The organism is Parabacteroides sp. KHUB-02 (genome assembly GCF_056640955.1).
The window spans coordinates 2,411,049-2,430,452 of the sequence record NZ_JBWQEV010000001.1; the positions used below are offsets into that span (position 1 = coordinate 2,411,049).

Annotated in this window: 16 protein-coding genes and 2 tRNA genes; 15 read left to right on the plus strand and 3 right to left on the minus strand. The window is 45.2% G+C overall.

Features of this window, described 5'->3' with window-relative positions; all coding sequences use genetic code 11:
• The first annotated feature begins 113 nt into the window (after positions 1-113).
• The gene (locus tag ACYIA1_RS10625; protein WP_009275771.1) at positions 114-1,772 is read left to right on the plus strand and encodes a glycosyltransferase; all 1,659 of its coding nucleotides are present in this window, start codon (positions 114-116) and stop codon (positions 1,770-1,772) included.
• A 73-nt stretch (positions 1,773-1,845) separates the two neighbouring features.
• Positions 1,846-4,416, plus strand: coding sequence for an alpha-glucan family phosphorylase (gene glgP / locus ACYIA1_RS10630; protein WP_057326935.1), 2,571 nt, complete (start codon positions 1,846-1,848; stop codon positions 4,414-4,416).
• A 212-nt stretch (positions 4,417-4,628) separates the two neighbouring features.
• Here the strand turns inward: glgP and ACYIA1_RS10635 are convergent, their stop codons facing one another.
• Complete coding sequence (locus ACYIA1_RS10635) at positions 4,629-6,011, minus strand: OmpP1/FadL family transporter (protein WP_005864631.1); 1,383 nt, start codon at positions 6,009-6,011, stop codon at positions 4,629-4,631.
• A 347-nt stretch (positions 6,012-6,358) separates the two neighbouring features.
• On the opposite strand from ACYIA1_RS10635, the gene ACYIA1_RS10640 reads away from it, so the two are divergent.
• The 5 genes from ACYIA1_RS10640 to ACYIA1_RS10660 all read left to right on the plus strand — a co-directional run bounded on the left by ACYIA1_RS10640 (position 6,359) and on the right by ACYIA1_RS10660 (position 10,916).
• The gene (locus tag ACYIA1_RS10640) at positions 6,359-7,528 is read left to right on the plus strand and encodes an esterase (RefSeq protein ID WP_211738220.1); all 1,170 of its coding nucleotides are present in this window, start codon (positions 6,359-6,361) and stop codon (positions 7,526-7,528) included.
• A 13-nt stretch (positions 7,529-7,541) separates the two neighbouring features.
• Positions 7,542-8,420, plus strand: coding sequence for an AraC family transcriptional regulator (locus ACYIA1_RS10645; RefSeq protein ID WP_048927600.1), 879 nt, complete (start codon positions 7,542-7,544; stop codon positions 8,418-8,420).
• Between the two features lie 83 nt (positions 8,421-8,503).
• Complete coding sequence (locus ACYIA1_RS10650; RefSeq protein ID WP_005864625.1) at positions 8,504-8,968, plus strand: YybH family protein; 465 nt, start codon at positions 8,504-8,506, stop codon at positions 8,966-8,968.
• A 43-nt stretch (positions 8,969-9,011) separates the two neighbouring features.
• The gene (locus ACYIA1_RS10655; protein WP_211738222.1) at positions 9,012-10,001 is read left to right on the plus strand and encodes a fimbrillin family protein; all 990 of its coding nucleotides are present in this window, start codon (positions 9,012-9,014) and stop codon (positions 9,999-10,001) included.
• Positions 10,002-10,088: 87 nt separating this feature from the next.
• On the plus strand, positions 10,089-10,916 hold the full coding sequence (locus tag ACYIA1_RS10660; RefSeq protein ID WP_048927597.1) for a DNA-formamidopyrimidine glycosylase family protein: 828 nt from the start codon (positions 10,089-10,091) through the stop codon (positions 10,914-10,916).
• Positions 10,917-11,564: 648 nt separating this feature from the next.
• Here the strand turns inward: ACYIA1_RS10660 and ACYIA1_RS10665 are convergent.
• Positions 11,565-11,638, minus strand: a tRNA-Asp gene (locus tag ACYIA1_RS10665).
• Positions 11,639-11,671: 33 nt separating this feature from the next.
• Positions 11,672-11,745: transfer RNA gene (locus ACYIA1_RS10670), tRNA-Asp, on the minus strand.
• Between the two features lie 270 nt (positions 11,746-12,015).
• Between ACYIA1_RS10670 and hisH the strand changes: the two genes are divergently transcribed.
• The 8 genes from hisH to ACYIA1_RS10710 all read left to right on the plus strand — a co-directional run bounded on the left by hisH (position 12,016) and on the right by ACYIA1_RS10710 (position 19,298).
• Complete coding sequence (gene hisH / locus ACYIA1_RS10675; RefSeq protein ID WP_005854561.1) at positions 12,016-12,606, plus strand: imidazole glycerol phosphate synthase subunit HisH; 591 nt, start codon at positions 12,016-12,018, stop codon at positions 12,604-12,606.
• Positions 12,603-13,322 carry a 1-(5-phosphoribosyl)-5-[(5-phosphoribosylamino)methylideneamino]imidazole-4-carboxamide isomerase gene (gene hisA / locus ACYIA1_RS10680; RefSeq protein WP_005854558.1) on the plus strand — a complete coding sequence of 240 codons (720 nt, stop codon included), beginning with the start codon at positions 12,603-12,605 and terminating at the stop codon, positions 13,320-13,322. Before hisH ends, hisA begins: the two co-directional genes overlap by 4 nt.
• Positions 13,323-13,339: 17 nt before the next feature.
• A complete protein-coding gene (gene hisF / locus ACYIA1_RS10685; RefSeq protein ID WP_005854556.1) occupies positions 13,340-14,095 on the plus strand; it encodes an imidazole glycerol phosphate synthase subunit HisF in 756 nt (251 codons plus the stop codon).
• A gap of 16 nt (positions 14,096-14,111) precedes the next feature.
• Positions 14,112-14,708 carry a bifunctional phosphoribosyl-AMP cyclohydrolase/phosphoribosyl-ATP diphosphatase HisIE gene (gene hisIE, locus ACYIA1_RS10690; RefSeq protein WP_272060252.1) on the plus strand — a complete coding sequence of 199 codons (597 nt, stop codon included), beginning with the start codon at positions 14,112-14,114 and terminating at the stop codon, positions 14,706-14,708.
• An 8-nt stretch (positions 14,709-14,716) separates the two neighbouring features.
• The gene (locus ACYIA1_RS10695) at positions 14,717-15,394 is read left to right on the plus strand and encodes a cell division ATP-binding protein FtsE (protein WP_005854551.1); all 678 of its coding nucleotides are present in this window, start codon (positions 14,717-14,719) and stop codon (positions 15,392-15,394) included.
• A 66-nt stretch (positions 15,395-15,460) separates the two neighbouring features.
• Positions 15,461-16,777: an aspartate kinase gene (locus ACYIA1_RS10700; RefSeq protein ID WP_480335226.1), complete on the plus strand. Its 1,317-nt coding sequence runs from the start codon at positions 15,461-15,463 to the stop codon at positions 16,775-16,777.
• A 62-nt stretch (positions 16,778-16,839) separates the two neighbouring features.
• Positions 16,840-18,000, plus strand: a complete 1,161-nt coding sequence (lysA, locus tag ACYIA1_RS10705; protein WP_005864472.1) for a diaminopimelate decarboxylase — start codon at positions 16,840-16,842, stop codon at positions 17,998-18,000.
• A 134-nt stretch (positions 18,001-18,134) separates the two neighbouring features.
• Positions 18,135-19,298: a glycosyltransferase gene (locus ACYIA1_RS10710; RefSeq protein WP_480335228.1), complete on the plus strand. Its 1,164-nt coding sequence runs from the start codon at positions 18,135-18,137 to the stop codon at positions 19,296-19,298.
• The last annotated feature ends 106 nt before the right edge of the window (positions 19,299-19,404 follow it).

Consider the following 19,404-nt stretch of genomic DNA (forward strand, 5'->3'; position numbering starts at 1 on the left):
AATTATCCACAAATATAGAACATATGTTATTAAATACCGAGGAAAGGTCAAGAAAAAACATAAAATGAATTATCTTTGCAGCGGTGAAATCATTGATTATAAACAAATCAAATATGAACGAAATGATAAAGACGCCAGAGTTTCTTTTTGAAAGCAGCTGGGAAGTCTGTAATAAAGTGGGAGGTATTTATACCGTACTATCGACTAAAGCTCATACGCTTCAACAAATTTTTAACGACAAAGTAATATTCATCGGTCCGGATGTGTGGGCAAACACAACCGCTCCCGATTTTACGGAAGACGCATCTTTGTTTGAGGATTGGAGAAAGCACGCCGAGGCAGTGGATCACTTGAAAGTTAAGGTTGGTCGCTGGAACGTACCGGGTACCCCCCCTGTTATACTGGTAGATTTCAAGTCCTACTTCAGTGAACGAGACGCCTTTTTCTATTCTATGTGGGAAAATTTCCGAGTTGACTCCATCCACGCCTACGGCGATTACGATGAGTCTTGTATCTTCGCGTATGCGGTCGGTAAGGTAATAGAGAGTTTCTATCACTTCTACAAACTGGAAAACAAGAAAGTCGCCGCCCTATTCAACGAATGGATGTTGGCGATGGGAGCGCTTTACATTCAAAAGCAAATCCCTGCCATAGCGACACTTTTCACGACGCATGCCACATCGATCGGACGCTCTATCGCCGGTAACAACAAAGCGTTATACGCTTATATGGACGGTTACAACGGCGATCAGATGGCTAAGGAGCTAAACATGGAGGCCAAGCATTCTGTAGAGAAGCAGGCCGCCCATTACGTGGATTGCTTCACGACCGTAAGCGATATCACGGCCCGTGAATGTAAACAGTTATTGGATAAGGCACCGGATATCGTTACCCCGAACGGCTTTGAGCCCAACTTTGTACCAGAGGGTAAGGAATACGCTAAAAAGCGGAAGGAGGCACGTCGTACATTAATTAATGTTGCGGAGAAATTATTGGGCTGCTCCATCGACCCGAACGCTTTGCTGGTTTCCACCAGTGGCCGCTATGAATACAGAAATAAAGGTATCGATGTCTTCATCGAGGCGATGAACCGTGTACGTACGTCCGGACGCCTGCAGCGTGAGGTCGTCGCCTTTATCATGGTACCGGCTTGGGTACGTGCCGCCCGTGCGGATTTAAAAGAGGCGATCGAGCAGGACATAAAGACGACCTCTCCGCTTCAAATCCCTTTCATTACGCACTGGTTGCATAATATGCCAGAAGATAAGGTCTTGAATTATATCAACCACGCCGGCTTCACGAACGCGGCATCCGAAAAACTAAAGATTATATTCGTTCCTTGTTATTTGGACGGTAAAGGAGGTATTTTCAATAAGACCTATTATGATATGCTGATAGGGATGGACGCTACCGTATATCCTTCCTACTACGAGCCGTGGGGATATACCCCGCTGGAAAGTATCGCTTTCGGTATACCGACGATCACGACCAATCTGGCCGGTTTCGGTATGTGGGCGAAGAAAACGGTATCCGGAGATAACCTTAGCGAAGGCGTAGAGGTTATTAATCGTACGGATTTCAATTATTTTGAGGTAGCGGACGCTATCATGAACTCCATCCTGGCTCTCAGCCAAAAGGATGCTACGGACATCGAGGAAATCAAACAGCGTTGTTTCGATCTCGCTCGAAAAGCTGAATGGAGCAAGTTTATCGACTATTATCTGACCGCATTCGATATCGCCATGAGGCATGCCGAGGAAAGAAATAGTTAAATATTGCTCATAATTAATAAGATAATGCTATCTTTGCACTCGTTTTTAGACAAACACTTTAAACTTCACGATAATGAAAATTAAGGCGAATAACGCAAACAGTCCTATTTGGAAGGACGTCTACTCACATTCCAAGCTTCCACAACAGTTGGAACCACTTAATGAGATCGCTACGAATCTTTGGTGGGTATGGAATCATGAAGGCGCTAAACTATTTGGCAAGATCGACAAACAACTTTGGAAATCCACAGAAGGTAACCCTGTACAGCTATTGCAAAGCCTTTCACACAAACGTATGGAAGAGATCTTAGCAGATAAGGAGTTAATGGCTGAAATCCAAAAGGTATACGCAGATTTCAAAGCTTATATCAATGTAAAACCCGACAAGACACAACCGTCTGTAGCCTACTTCAGCATGGAGTACGGTTTGACCAATGTATTAAAGATTTACTCAGGTGGTCTGGGAGTATTAGCCGGTGACTACTTGAAAGAGGCCAGCGATAGTAATATCGATTTATGTGCCGTAGGTTTCTTGTATCGTTACGGATATTTCACACAGACTTTGTCCATGGACGGTCAGCAGATCGCCAATTACGAGCCGCAAAATTTCAACGCCCTGCCGTTGACTCAGGTATTGCAGTCGAACGGAGAGCCGATGGTATTGGAAGTTCCTTATCCGGGCAGAACCGTTTACGCTCATATCTGGAAAGTTAGCGTAGGTCGTGTACCTTTGTACTTAATGGATACGGATATTCCTCAGAACAGCGAATGGGATCGTTCCATCACGCACCAATTATATGGTGGCGACTGGGAGAACCGTATGAAACAAGAGTATTTGTTGGGTATCGGTGGTATCATGATGCTGAACAAGTTAGGTATCAAGAAACAAATTTATCACTGCAACGAGGGACACGCCGCTTTGATCAACGCTCAGCGTTTGGTAGACTATATCCAGAACGACGGCCTTTCATTCAACCAAGCGTTGGAGGTAGTTCGTGCTTCCGCCCTCTATACGGTACACACTCCGGTTCCGGCAGGTCACGATTACTTTGACGAAGGTTTGTTCGGACGTTACATGGGTGAGTTCCCCGGCAAGTTAGGTATTAGCTGGCAAGACTTCATCGATATGGGACGTGAGAACCCGGGCTCTAACGAGAAATTCTCCATGAGCGTATTCGCCTTGAACACTTGCCAAGAGGCTAACGGCGTAAGCTGGTTGCACGGTAAGGTTTCTCAGCGTATGTTCGCCCCGGTTTGGAAAGGTTACTTCCCGGATGAACTGCACGTTGGTTATGTAACGAACGGTGTGCACATGCCGACTTGGGCCGCTACGGAGATGAAGAAATTCTATGCGGATAAACTAGGTAAAAACTTATTCAAAGATCAATCTAACAGAAAACAATGGGAAGGAATCCAGAATGTATCCGACGAGGAAATCTGGAATCTCCGCATGACCTTGAAGAATAAATTGATCGATTATATTCGTGTTCAATACAAAGATAGCTGGTTGAAGAACCAAGGTGATCCTTCCAAGGTGGTTTCTATCCTTGAGAAGATCAACCCGAATGCCTTGCTGATCGGTTTCGGTCGTCGTTTCGCTACTTACAAGCGTGCACACTTGTTGTTCACGGACTTAGACCGTTTGGCTAAGATCGTTAACAATGAGAAGTTCCCGATTCAGTTCGTATTCACCGGTAAGGCTCACCCGGCTGATGGTGGTGGTCAAGGTTTGATCAAACACATCGTAGAGATCTCTCGCCGTCCGGAGTTCTTAGGAAAGATCATCTTCTTGGAGAACTACGATATGCGTTTGGCCCGTCGTTTGATCTCCGGTGTAGACGTATGGTTGAACACGCCGACTCGTCCGTTAGAGGCTTCCGGTACTTCCGGTGAGAAAGCCGAGATGAACGGTGTATTGAACTTCTCCGTTCTTGACGGTTGGTGGTATGAGGGTTACGTAGAAGGCGCAGGTTGGGCATTGACCGACAAGCGTACTTATGAGAACCAGCAATACCAAGACCAATTGGATGCGGCTACGATCTACCATTGCTTGGAAACTGAGATCATCCCGACTTACTACGCTAAGAACAGCAAGGGTTACTCTCCGGACTGGATCCAATATATCAAGAACTCTATCGCCAAGATCGCTCCGGATTATACGATGAAACGTATGTTGGACGATTATGAGGATCGTTTCTATCACAAATTGGCTACTCGTTCCGCTCATATTTCCGCTAACAACTACGAGATCGCTAAGCAATTAGCTGCTTGGAAAGAGGAAGTTGCGCAACATTGGGATAGCTTCCAAGTGGAATCTTTCACTTGCGACCAAGATTTGACGGTGAACGGCCCGGTTGTAGGAAAAGAATACAACTTCAATTTGGTAATCGACCGTCATGAACTACAAGGTATGTTAGGTGCTGAAATGGTTGTCATGAAGGAAGATCCGGAGAAACACACGCTGTCACCAATCAATACCGCTCAGTTCGAGTTGATGAAGGAAGAAGGCTCCAAGTTATTCTTCAAGTTAACGACCACTCCTTCCGAGGCCGGTAACCATAAGATGGGCTTCCGTGTATATCCTGTAAACAAGGAGTTGCCTCACCGTATGGACTTCGCTTATGTACGTTGGATTCAGTTATAATCGGCAACAAGTAAAACAAATAATCAAGAAAGAGGGTGCGTCATGCACCCTCTTTTTTTATGCCATACCCAGCTATGCTTTACAGCGACAAAAACCTATGGTTATGAGCCGTAAAGCATAGGTTCATATAGTCCGTGAATACCCATGAATCAAAAAAAGGAAGCCGCACGACAGCAGCTTCCTTTTTCAATAGGATACGAATATTTTCAAGCTTAGAAAGCGTAGTCCAAACTTAATCCGAACACCTTGTTGGTGCGGCTATACACATTCTGCCCAGGAAGTCCCGTGCCGCAGTAGTTGTCCATCTTCTTGGTATAATCGTGGTAAGTTGTCCACATATATCCCACGTTCAAAGCCATTTTTTCGCTCAACATCACTTTAGCACCAAAGCCCAGCGAATAAGAATCGCAGGAGAAACTAACATCACTTTGGAAATTATCAGACAAACCATAATCTGTAATTTGAGCGCCACCGCTAATGGTCAATCTCTTGACAACATCCCACTCTATACCAAACAGATACTCATTCGTACCTCTTTCCAGTTCCTTCTGCTTTCCACCGGCCATTCCCGCCTTCTTGTCATCGAAGAAGTGATACTCAACAGAAGCCTTCAACATGGGCAAAAACCGATAAGAAGCTGCCACCGAAAGCATGGAAGGAATATCGTTCGGCGTATTTACACCATGCTTATAAGGGCCAACCAAATCTTCGGCACTGTCGGGATAATCCAACTTCTTGGTATTGTTTTCGATGTTCAAGTTCGTCTTAAACTCATATTTAGCTCCGAAATTGAATTTACCATATTTGACATCGACACCCAAAACCGGTGTTAACCCCCAACCTGTCTGGTCGCAATCCAAAGCCAGGTTCATTAAATCCGCTCCACCAAAATTCTGTTTTAATTTTGCATCCAGATACCCGTCATAGTTTCCTGAGAAATAGTTCATCCGGCCACCGGCAAAGGCAGAAAGCCAATCCGTGATCTTGTATGATAGGCCAAGTTGTAGGGAATAAATATACTGTTTTCCGTCCATCGCACTGTTAATAGTATACATATCCGGCGTGACGATGGGACTTTGACCGCCAGTCTTTATATATTTCGCTACACTTTCCTTGAAGATACCGGCCATAGCAGCCGATTCGAACATTGGCAGGCCATCGTCAAACGAAGCCTTACCACCTCCACCCGTAATGGCAAAGAAACCGGAGATCGTCCAATCACCTTTTTTGTAAGCCGCAAAAACACTCGGAATCACGGGAGCGGCTGCCTTTCCTTTGTAATACTTTTTATAGGGAACGTCGCTCACTGTCGGCACCTTATTCACTGGGTCGAAACCATTGTATGTACTGAAAGAGGCATCGATATCCCGGGTCTGGAAAGCACTTTGGATACTCACACCAACGCGGAAACCGTCTGTCGGCAAAAAAGAAAGACCCGCCGGGTTTGACAAAGCGCCGTCTATATCAATTGCAGCACCTCGCGAAAGTGACCTTAAAAAGGCTGCATGCTGATTCGTATTCGTCAAATATCCTCCAGCGAAAGAAACCAAAGGCATCATCATCAATGCCGCACCTAATACTACTTTTTTCTTCATGTTTTACTTTTCTTGATTACAAAACGGTCGCAAAGATAAATACTTTTTTCAAACACTGCACACTTTTAATAAAAATGTGCCGCACAAAACAGCAAATACTGTGCAAACACATAAGACTAATTAACAATAGAAGAGCCGCAAAGGTAGTAACGTGAAATCAGGTATTAGTTATAATCAAAAAGAATCATCCTAATCAGAAAAGGATATATACAGCAAGTACTAAAGAAGATATACTTACTTTACCCAAAAAGATATACTACAAGTGCCAAGTAAGTATAACTTCTATTTTTCCGAAATAAATCGTATATTTGTCTCTATAACTTAATTCTTTAAACCGTATAGATAAAATGAAAAGACTAGCATTACTCGCGGCTCTCTTACTGCCGCTATCCATGGCTTTCGCCCAACAGAACGTAGGATTCAGGACCGATAAGGTAGAACCTCTCGTGATCAACTCAGACAATAGCGTTACTTTCTATGTAGAAGCCCCAAAAGCGAAGTCCGTCTCCGTAAAAGGAGACTGGGAAGCCAACGAGGGCAATGGCCAGATGACGAAAGGGAAAAACGGTACATGGAGCTATACGACTCCCCCACTGCCATCCGAAATGTACACCTATCGTTTAAACATAGATGGTATTTACAACATCGCCCCAAACAACCCATTCTCTTGCCGTGACGTAGGCACCTTGTTCAGCCTGTTCTATATCAACGGGGGAAATGGGGATTATTATCAAGTACGTGACGTGCCCCATGGCGATGTAACGACCACGTGGTATCACTCGGATATCCTCGGGAGCGAACGTAGGCTTAGCGTTTATACACCTCCTTTTTACGATAAGAACATCCAGTCTTATCCCGTTCTGTACCTGTTACACGGCAGTGGCGGCGACGAGAACGCTTGGCTGGAGCTTGGCCGTACCGCCCGTATCATGGATAACTTGATTGCCGAAGGCAAGATACAGCCAATGCTTGTCGTTATGCCAAACGGTAATCCCAGTAAACAGGCCGCTCCCGGCGAAACATCCGACAACCTGAATTACAAGCCGGCCATGAGCAACAGCTTCCCCGGTTATAAGGATGGCTCGTACGAGAAGAGTTTCACCGAGATCATTCATTTCATCGATAACCGTTACCGTACGATCCCGGATAAGCGACACCGAGCCATAGCCGGACTTTCGATGGGTGGTTTCCATACATTATATATATCATTGAATTATCCGGACTATTTTAACTATATAGGACTTTTCTCCGCCGGGCTCAGCGCAAATGGTGTAGACCCCAATAGCCCGATGTACACGAACCTCGACGAGAAGTTAGGAAACCTCAAGAGATCCGGTTATCAATTGTTCTGGATCGGTATCGGAAAGGACGATTTCCTGTACGACGCGAACCAGCAATTCCGCCAGCGAATGGATAGCCTAGGTATGAAATACCAGTACGTAGAATCCACCCGAGGGCATATCTGGGCCAATTGGCGGGCTTATCTCCTCCAATTCGCTCCTATGCTTTTCAAATAAAAGACATGAGCAGATGAATCATAATATACCGCAATACGACTTCTATAAACACAAATACGGCGATGAGCTACTTATCGACGTCGTTCCCTTGAACACGATCAAGAAGTATCTCAAGGAACAACCCGTACATATATTGACGTATTACGATATAACATTGATCACTAGCGGGGAGGGAGAATTCCTTATCGATCATCAAGCGAACCGGGTAAAGCCTCAAGATATCATCTTTACCCGGCCCGGCGAAATACGCAAATGGGACGATAAAACGATACAAGACGGATTCGCTCTTATCTTTGAGGAAGAGTTCCTGCTCTCTTTTTTCAATGATCCGGCATTTCTCCGGAACCTCTCTTATTTCCATACAGAAAGACGGTCTTCCAAGCTCAGTCTCGACAAGAAAGCCTATGCCCGCATCTCCGAGTTGATCTCGGAGATCGATAAAGAGATCAAGAACTATCAGTCGAAAGACAAACACTTACTCCGGGCCTTGTTGTACGAGACATTAATGTTGCTCAACAGGTTATATTCTAACTCGAACGCTTTACCACCAGACACAAACACCCGATCTAAAAGCATCTATGTAGACCGATTTATCGAGTTAGTAAACCATTCCTTCAAGCAAGATCATTCCATCCGGAGCTATGCCGATCGGCTTTGCATCACCCCGAACTACCTGAATGAGATCGTGAAAAACGCTACAGGCATCAACGCTAAACAATACATCCTAAACAAAATACTAATCGAGAGCAAACGACTATTGACTTATACAGACTTACCTATATCCGCCATAACGGAAGCTCTAGGTTACGAGGATCCATCCTATTTCATCCGTCTATTTCGTTCCCAAACAAACATGACCCCGCTAAACTATCGCAGGAATACAAAACCGTAAAAAGTACTATTTCCTCCTTTATACGTATTATACGAACTCCATTCGGTATGTCTAATTTTGCCTCTATCAATAAATAAAGCATCATGAGACAATACAAATCATGGATAGCGGCTCTCATATTAGGAAGCACGTTATCCGCTAACGCACAACAAAAGAATATGGAGAACAAAACATTAAACGAGAACATCCCGGAGATGATCATCTCCCTTGAAAAAGAGGCTCTAGCCTCGACCGACCCGATGGCATTCGTAGAGCTTTCAGACACCGACGTGATTTACTTCGATCCTTCCCTAGAGACGAAAATAGAGGGATTGGAACAACTGCGCACTTATTATAAAGGTATGCAACTTCCTCCGGCAGATCATTTCGACATGATCCGCCCGGTCGTACAAGTCGCACAAAACATAGCGGTACTCACCTTCAACCTTGATAGCTACTTATCCGACAAGGTAATAAAATGGAACTGCACCGAGGTTTACAGACGCAACCCCGACAACCAATGGAAGATCATACAAACCCACTGGTCTTACGTGAAACCGCTAGATTAAAGTTAAAACATTTGCCGCTTTCTGAACCAAAACGGTTCGTAAAATGTATTATATAGACTATTCACTAAACACAAATTATATGATACGGAATTTACTGAAAGCGGCAAATGCGCTTACATTTAGCACGATGTTCCTGTTACTCCTCGCCGGATGCAACAAGAACACGATTATTTTTGAGGATGGAACAACCCCGAACGGCTCTTCGGGAAACGAGGACCCGGGAAACAGCACGTTGGTGACCTTCAACGCCTCCGTGGAGGGACGGAACCTATTACGTTCCATGTCTCCCATGAATAAAGGGATACAAAGCAGGGTTTATGTCTTCGACAGCAGCGCAGGAACCAAGGGAAGCCCCGAGGCGTCAGGCCTTTACATAACCTCATCTCCCGGGGTGTTAACAGGAAGTGACGGATATAAAATGTTTCTCTCCAATGGCACTTATAATTTCTACGCCGTATCCGACAATTTCTCCACGATCCCCCCGACATTCACGAGTGGCGTATCCGAACCCCTCTTCAACGGTATCGATTATCTTTGGTGGAGCGCCATACAACAGGATGTTAATAGCTCCCAAATCAATATACCGATTGTTTATGGGCATGTGGCTACCCAAGTCGTAGTAGAATTAACCGGCGGTGAAGGTATCACGATCAACCAATTGGTCTCCGCCATGATCACACCTCCCGAAACCGGGGCGACCATGGATCTGGGCACAGGTATCATCACTCCCGCCACCGCTTTCGGGAAAGCGGATAAGATGGGGATAAACGGATTAACCGCCCAATATATCATGTTGCCGATAAGACATACGACTCCAATGACTCTCACGCTGGAAATATCCGCCGACAATGAAAACAGTACCCGCACCTATACCACCCAGATCCCTCTTCCGGATGGCGAGTTGAAAGCGGGAAACTCTTATTTATTTAAAGCGGTAATCAACGGTAATTCGGTCACTTTGGCCAGTGTCAACGTAAAAGACTGGACAGATGTGGACGAGACAGGAAAGCCCCTTTATCCGACCCAGAATTAAAGCCCGGTTCCTATTTTCCGTATCAATGAATATTGGTACGGAAAATATGCCTATATTTACCCCGTCACCTCTAAAAACAATACGAATATGATTGAGATTCCCGAATCCGCCACCATTGGCAAACAGGCTAGCGAAACGCTAAAGGGTAAACGGATAGCGCATGTTATCGAGTCGAACAGTCCTCACCGTTTCACGTTCTATAATGGCGATCCGGCGGAATACTCCAATAGGCTGGTAGGACGAACGGTCCTAGGCGCCCAAGGCTATGGCGCATTCGTGGACATCCTTATGGACGCGGATACCCACCTCTTAATCGGAGACGGAACCAATATGCGTTATTATACCTCCGCGGAAAAGGCCCCGAAGAAATATCAGCTTATGATCGTATTTGAGGACGACTCGTTCCTAGCTTTCACGGTTTCGATGTATGGTTCCATCTACGCTTTCAAAGGCGAGTTTGACAATCCCTATTACCAAGGTAGCATCCATAAGCTATGTCCGTTGGACGAGAGATTCGATAAAGCCTATTTCCTTAGTCTCATCCGGAATCTCAAGAAAGATATATCCGCAAAGGCGCTGCTCGCCACCGAGCAACGTATTCCGGGCCTGGGCAACGGAGTCTGCCAAGATATCTTGTTCAATGCCCGGATCTCCCCGAAACGAAAAATATCGACTTTATCAGAAGAGGATATAGACCGCCTCTTCAACACCGTGAAATCCACGCTGGAAGAGATGACTCGCCGAGGAGGCCGGGATACGGAGAAGGATCTATACGGCGCCTTAGGCAATTACCGCACGATCCTATCGAAGAACACCTACCATGACCCTTGCCCCGTCTGTGGCGAACGGATACAGAAAGAGGCTTACCTCGGAGGCAGCATTTATTATTGCCCGCATTGCCAGCGAGAAAGATAAGTAATACGCTCAAATTGACAATATGACAATATGTAATCTGAAACCCCAGAGAATCGTTTTTTCCGGGCAAAGGTACATGCTGTTACCAAATACGAGAAAAAATATCAGCAATCAATTGTATTATAACACTTTGCTTAAATATACCCTTTCATTCTAGCGAGATTAATTCATCCTATCTCATATTTATGCAGGAGAAAGGCGCTTTTCATACGGATGCGTCGCCCATTTCTATAGGTTGCGTACCCAATTTCTACCGTATATATCGCCAAACACATACGGTAGCGTTGCCTAACACTGGCTTTCGCGTTACCTAATCCCATTACTTTCGTCTCCCAACAGAGATATTCATGCAAAAAAACAGGGTAAAATGGATAATTTGACCATAAAGCACTCCCTATTTCTTCTATTCGCAAAAAGGCCCTGTCATCATAATCCCTGATTTTCAAACAAAACGTCAAGGTTATCGCATTTTCGCTTACAACATCATTGAAGCCAACCGCAAAACAGATTGCCGCCCCCTGCTTTTGCGAGTATTTTACAAACATAGAGTTTTGCAGGTGAGCCGTCATTCTTGATAAGTGAGGAAAAAGAAAAAGCCCTGTAATCTTTAAATTACAGAGCTTTACTTTATTTTTCTTTCTTTGAAAGCGGTCCGGACGGGACTCGAACCCGCGACCCCATGCGTGACAGGCATGTATTCTAACCAGCTGAACTACCGAACCATTTTATAATCAATAATAATTTTGAAAAAGAGGCGGTCCGGACGGGACTCGAACCCGCGACCCCATGCGTGACAGGCATGTATTCTAACCAGCTGAACTACCGAACCTCTTTTCTTTTATCGCTATCTCTCTCGATTGCGGTGCAAAGGTAAGTATTATTTTTAAACCTGCAATAGCTGACGCAAAAAAATATCATATTTGATAGCAAAAATATCTGGAGAGACCTCAGAAACCACATAATTATGCCGCCCCTATCCCCTTCCCGATCACACCAGTTTATCACAAATACATTTCATTTTGGAACTTTTCAGTCGCCATTCATAATTATGTAATGATAATTTGTTACTTTTGCGACTCAATATAAATGCTTAACAACAATGGACGTTGCCATTATTAAATATAATGCCGGAAACATCTACTCGGTAGATTACGCTTTGAAGCGATTGGGCGTTACCCCGATCATCACGGCTGATCCGGAATTATTAAATAAAGCGGATAAGGTTATCTTTCCCGGAGTAGGTGAAGCTTTCACGACCATGGAGTATTTAAGGGAGCATAAATTGGATCAGGTGATCTTGAACCTAAAGCAACCGGTACTCGGGATATGCCTCGGCATGCAATTGATGTGCATGCGTTCGGAGGAGGGAAACGCAGATTGCTTGGGGATCTTCCCTACGGAAGTAAAACGTTTTATTCCGCGAAAGCATGAGGACAAGGTTCCTCACATGGGTTGGAATACCTTGACAAACGTTAAAAGCGGCCTATTCAATGAGCGATTGGAGAACAAATTTGTTTACTTCGTACATAGTTATTATGTACCTGTAAATGAATATACGGCGGCTACGACCGATTACATCCTTCCGTTCAGCGCCGCTTTACATAAGGACAACTTCTACGCGACACAGTTCCATCCGGAAAAAAGTGGATCGGTAGGAGAGGTTATATTGAAAAACTTTTTAAAGATATGATTGAGCTTATTCCCGCTATAGATATAATAGATGGCAAATGCGTCCGGTTGACGCAAGGAGATTATGCGACCAAGAAGGTTTACAACGAAGATCCTCTGGAGGTGGCCAAGATGTTCGAGGGTAACGGCATCCGGCGTTTGCATGTGGTAGATTTGGATGGAGCCCGTGAAGGACGCATCATCAACTACCGTATCCTTGAGCGGATAGCGACCCGGACTTCCTTGATCATTGATTTCGGAGGGGGCTTGAAACAAGAGGATGATCTGGAGATCGCCTTCGAAAGCGGCGCCCAGATGGTAACCGGGGGCAGTATCGCCGTGAAGAACCCGGAAATGTTCACCTCTTGGATCAGCAAGTTCGGTAGCGAGAAAATCATATTAGGGGCCGATGCCAAGGAAAAGAAGATCGCCATCAGTGGTTGGGAGGAAACGACCAGCCAGGAGTTGATTCCTTTTATCAAAGGATATTACGACAAGGGGATTACCAAGGTGATCTGCACGGATATCGCACGGGATGGTATGCTGCAAGGCCCGGCTATCGATTTATATAAAGAGATACGGGACGAGATCCCCTTCCTTTATATCATAGCGAGCGGTGGCGTAAGCTCGATCGAGGATATTGAGAAATTATCTGAGGCTGGGATTCCCGCTGTCATTTTCGGCAAGGCCATTTATGAAGGGAAGATCCAGTTGAAAGATTTACTTCGTTTTACTTGAAATAATAAAATAGATATATGCTAGCCAAGAGAATTGTTCCCTGTCTGGATATAAAGGATGGAAAGACCGTAAAAGGCATCAACTTCGTGAACTTTCGCGACGCTGGAGACCCCGTGGAGTTGGGTGCCCAGTACAGCCGTGAAGGGGCCGACGAATTAGTGTACTTGGATATTACCGCCTCACACGAGGGGCGAAAGACTTTCACCGAGTTGGTAAAACAAGTGGCGGCCCATATCAGCATCCCTTTTACCGTGGGTGGAGGTATCAACGAATTGAAGGACGTGGATCGTTTGCTTAGCGCTGGCGCCGATAAGGTCTCGATCAACTCGGCGGCTTTACGTAACCCGGCATTAATCGAGGAGATCGCCAAGAACTTTGGTAGTCAGGTATGCGTAGTCGCTATCGACGCTAATTTTGAGAACAATGACTGGCTATGCTATCTAAACGGAGGGCGTGTCCCGACGGATAAGTATTTGTTTCAATGGGCCTCGGAAGCGGAAAGCCGTGGCGCCGGCGAGATCCTTTTCACCAGTATGACGCACGATGGCGTAAAAGACGGATACGCGAACGACGCTCTGGCTACCTTGGCCGATACGTTGCATATCCCGGTTATCGCCTCCGGTGGAGCGGGAAAGATGGAACATTTCCGGGATACGTTTTCCAACGGGAAAGCGGACGCGGCTTTAGCGGCCAGCGTTTTCCATTTCGGCGAGATACGGATAGGTGACTTGAAGCAATACCTCAAGGACGAGGGGATCAATGTAAGGATATAACACATTATATATAAAGATGAAATTAGATTTCGAGAAAATGGGCGGATTAATTCCCGCTATCGTACAAGACAACAACACTAGTAAGGTATTAATGTTGGGCTTCATGAATCAAGAAGCTTATGATGAGACAGTAAGTACGGGTAAGGTTACATTCTTTAGCCGCACGAAAAACCGTTTGTGGATGAAGGGAGAGAGTAGCGGAAATACGTTGCAGGTGGTTAGCATCACGGTGGATTGCGACAACGATACATTATTGATCAAGGCGATTCCAGCCGGACCAGTTTGTCATACGGGAGCGGATACTTGTTTCGGCGAGAAGAACGTAGAGGATATCATGTTCTTGAAATATTTGCAGAACTTCATCGAGCGTCGCCGTCAAGAAATGCCGGAAGGTTCCTATACGACTACCTTATTCCAGAAAGGCGTGAATCGTATGGCCCAGAAAGTCGGCGAAGAAGCGGTAGAGACCGTTATCGAGGCGACCAACGGAACCGAAGACGGCTTCATCTATGAGGCATCCGACTTGGTTTACCACTTAATCGTATTATTGACAAGCAAGGGACTTCGTCTGGAAGACCTCGCCCGTGAATTAAAGAAAAGACATAAAGGTTGATAAATTCTATGGAAGAAGATATTCTACTCAAATTAGAGAACGTGGAGATATGCCGTGAGGAAAACAGGGTATTACACGACGCATGCCTCACGCTTCGTAACGGAGAGTTCGTATATGTGATCGGGAAGGTAGGCTCCGGTAAAAGCAGCCTGCTCAAGTCCTTGTATTGCGAGATACCGATCTTGCGAGGCGAGGCACGTATCATGGATTACAACCTCACCAAGATGAAGCGGAAGGATATCCCTTATTTGCGTAGGAAACTAGGTATCGTCTTCCAAGATTTTCAATTGTTGACCGACCGTTCCGTCTCCAAGAATCTGGAATTCGTGCTGAAAGCCACCGGATGGAAAAAGAAAAGCGAGATCAAGGAACGGATAGACAACGTGCTCCGTCAGGTAGGCATGCAAGACAAAGGCTATAAAATGCCGCATGAGCTATCCGGCGGGGAACAACAACGTATCGTTATTGCCCGTGCCCTTCTGAACAACCCCAAGTTGATACTGGCGGATGAGCCGACCGGCAACTTGGACCCGGAGACGAGCGGACAAATCGTACAACTCTTACACGACATCTGCCAGCAGGGAACGGCGGTGATTATGACCACTCATAACTATACGATCGTGCATAATTATCCTGCCCGCATAGTAAAATGCGAGAATGCCTGTCTAAGTGATGTCAGAGAATAATTTTTTTGTAACTTTGCGGTCGCATTCGATTGAAAAAGAAAACAATTTAATATAGAACAAAAGAAGATGAAAGTTTTAAAGTTTGGCGGTACTTCTGTGGGATCTGCACAGAGAATGAAAGATGTAGCGAAACTGATCACGGGAGACCGTAAGATCGTTGTATTGTCAGCCATGTCGGGTACAACCAACTCGTTAGTCGAGATTTCCGACTACCTGTACAAAAAGAACCCAGACGGAGCGAATGAGATCATCAACAAGCTTGCCATGAAATATATGGACCATGTTGAGGAACTATACAGCACCGAGGAATATAAACAGAAGGCCAAAGAACTGATAAAATCTCATTTCGAATATATCCGTACGTTCACGAAGGATCTGTTTACCTTGTTCGAGGAAAAGGTTGTCTTGGCACAAGGAGAGTTGATCTCTACGGGTATGATGAATCTTTATTTGAACGAATGCGGCGTGAAATCCGTATTGATCCCGGCTTTGGATTATATGCGTACGGATAAGAACGCGGAACCGGACCCTGTCTATATCAAAGAGAAATTGGTGAAATTACTTGCTGATAATAAGGATGCTGATCTATACATCACACAAGGTTATATCTGCCGCAACGCTTACGGCGAGATCGATAACCTACAACGGGGTGGTAGCGACTATAGCGCATCCTTAATCGGCGCGGCTATCGGTGCGGAAGAGATCCAGATATGGACAGACATCGACGGTATGCACAATAACGACCCTCGTATCGTACAGGGAACGTCTCCAGTCCGTCAATTGCATTTCGAGGAGGCTGCCGAATTAGCTTATTTCGGAGCCAAGATCCTTCACCCGACTTGTATATTGCCGGCTAAATTGAACAACATCCCGGTTCGTTTGTTAAATACGATGCAGCCGGACGCTCCGGGTACATTGATCTCTAACGCGATCGAGAAAGGTAAGATCAAGGCGGTTGCCGCCAAAGACAATATTACCTCTATCAAGATCAAGAGCGGACGTATGTTGCTAGCAACAGGTTTCTTGCGTAAGGTATTCGAGACTTTCGAGAACTACCAGACTCCGATCGATATGGTTACGACTTCCGAAGTGGGTGTCTCCGTTACGATCGATAACCGCAAGCATCTGGAAGAGATCGTTGACGATTTGAAGAAGTACGGAACCGTGACCGTAGACGAGGATATGGTTATCGTTTGCGTGGTTGGCGACCTAGAATGGGATAACATCGGCTTCGAGGCTCGTATCGTACAGGCCATGAAGGATGTCCCGGTTCGCATGATCTCCTACGGAGGAAGCAACTACAACGTCTCCTTGCTGATTAAGGCCTCGGACAAGCAGAGAGCGCTGCAAGCTCTAAGCGATCATTTATTTAACAACAAATAAAAACAAACGAGGGCGGCCTTTTACAGACTGCCCTTATTTATCTTTATATAATTTCGTATAATATGCTCAAAGGAACATTTCCTGTAGAAAAGTTCAAGCAGCTTTCTACGCCTTTTTATTATTATGATGTCAAGCTATTGCAAGACACATTAGACGTAGTAAAAACCGAATCCGGGAAATATGGTTACCACGTGCATTATGCCGTGAAAGCTAATGCCAATCCCCGTATCCTTTCCATCATAGCGGCAAACGGCCTTGGCGCAGACTGCGTAAGTGGCGGCGAGGTACAGGCAGCTTTAGATGCCGGTTTTCCTGCCGATAAGATTGTCTTTGCTGGTGTTGGCAAAGCGGATTGGGAGATCAACCTAGGACTGGACAATGATATTTTCTGCTTTAACGTGGAATCTGCCGTTGAGCTGGAAATTATCAATGAGCTGGCGGCCACCAAGAATAAAGTAGCCTCTATCGCCCTTCGTATCAACCCGGAAGTGGATGCCCATACACATGCCAAGATCACGACGGGTATGAAGGAAAATAAATTCGGTATCAACCTTAGCCAATTAGGAGGCGTACTGGATAAATTAAAGGAGATGAAGAATGTGAAGTTGATCGGTATCCATAGCCATATCGGTTCACAGATCACGGATATGTCTAGCTTCCGCAATTTGGTAATTCGTTTCAACGAGATACAGGAAGAACTGGAAGCTCACGGGGTTACGGTGGAGAACCTGAACTTCGGAGGTGGATTAGGTATCGATTACTATCACCCGAATCATTTATCGATCCCGGCTTTCGATAACTATTTCGCGGCCATTCATAAACTGCTTCAAGTACGTCCGGGTCAACAGGTACATTTTGAGCCGGGACGTTCGATCGTCGCTCAATGCGGAACATTAATCTCTAAGGTATTATATGTCAAGGAAGGAGAGACGAAGAAATTCGCTATCCTTGATGCAGGTTTCACGGAATTGATCCGCCCGGCGATGTACGATGCTTATCACCGTATCGAGAACATCAGCAGCGATGAGGCAGTAGAGACTTACGATGTAGTGGGCCCGATCTGTGAGTCATCGGATGTATTCGGCAAGGATGTAGAGTTGAATAAGGCTCATCGTGGCGACTTGATCGCCCTTCGTTCCGCCGGCGCTTATGGCGAGGTCATGGCCTCCCAATACAACTGCCGTCATTTACCGAAAGCCTATTATTCCGATACGATAAAATAATGAGCCAATTGATCAATGTGCCAATATGCCAATGTAAATACCTTGAGTAGCTTATTGGCACATTGGCGTATTAATCATATTGGCTCATTAATGATATTGGCACATTGGCATATTAATCACATTGGCACATTATTATGTTTCTACTCAATAATACAGAGCTTTTCCTATTGGGAATCTCCTTAATAGAATTCGTTATCTTATCTCTTTATTATCTGATCGCTTATGCCCGCCCTTTACGTGCGTCAAAACGAACGGATGATACCTTAGAGGAAGGTAATAAACTCCCCGTATCCATCATCATATACGCTAAAAATGATTCTGAGAACCTCAAGAAACACCTTCCTGCGTTACTTACACAAGATTACCCTGAATATCAGATAGTCGTTATCAACGATGGCTCGAGCGACGATACCGACGATACGCTAAAGTTCTTCCAAAATGAGTATAAACATTTGTATCATACTTACGTCCCCTCGGACGCTCGTTACCTAAGCCGCCGTAAACTGGCGTTTACCCTAGGCGTGAAAGCGGCCAAATACGATATTCTTCTATTCACGGAGGCGAATTGCCAACCGCTCAACGATCAATGGTTATCCGCCATGGTTGGTGGATACACACCCGAGACCAGTATTATCTTGAGCTACTGCAAATACAGCAACTACAAGGGATTCTTTCATAAGTTGATCGCCTATGATAACTTATTGACGGGTTTACGTTATCTATCTTCCGCCCTCTCCCATCACCCATATACCGGAAACGGACGAAATTTATCTTATCGGAAAGAGTTATTCTTCAAGCATAAAGGTTACTATCAATCCTTGAACTTGCATGCGGGAGACGATGACTTATTCATCAACGAAGCCTCGACCAAGGAGAATACGAAAGTAATTTATACCCCGGACAGCCTAACGGAAATGGATCAAATCGAACGTTTTGGAATCTGGAAAGAGATGAAGGTTTCCCGTGCTGCCACTCAACGGTATTACAAAGGAAGCGCCTTGACATTCTATCATCTCGAATCCACTTGTTTCTACCTTTTCCAAGCATCGGTTATCGCTACGGTAGTGATCGGATTACAGGGCAATTGGCTAATCTCCTTGATCGCCGTATTATTATATTTGATACGTTTTATAATCAAGGCAAGCGTTTTCGGCAAATCGGCTCGAATGCTTCAACAAAGCCCTACTATCGGTTGGTTATTCCTGTTGGAGTTTATTCAACCTATGTTTAATGGCTACATACGTATTTACCGACTTTTCAGAAGCAGAAAAGATTATACGTTTCGATTAAAAAACTAGGTTTCGTACCGGTACATATGCGCCCAACCATCTGCCTTCAACTTTCTTTCTCTTTCCGTTGTTTCTTCTAAAAGAATGGATTACCTTTGACTCATTCCCGTAAGTA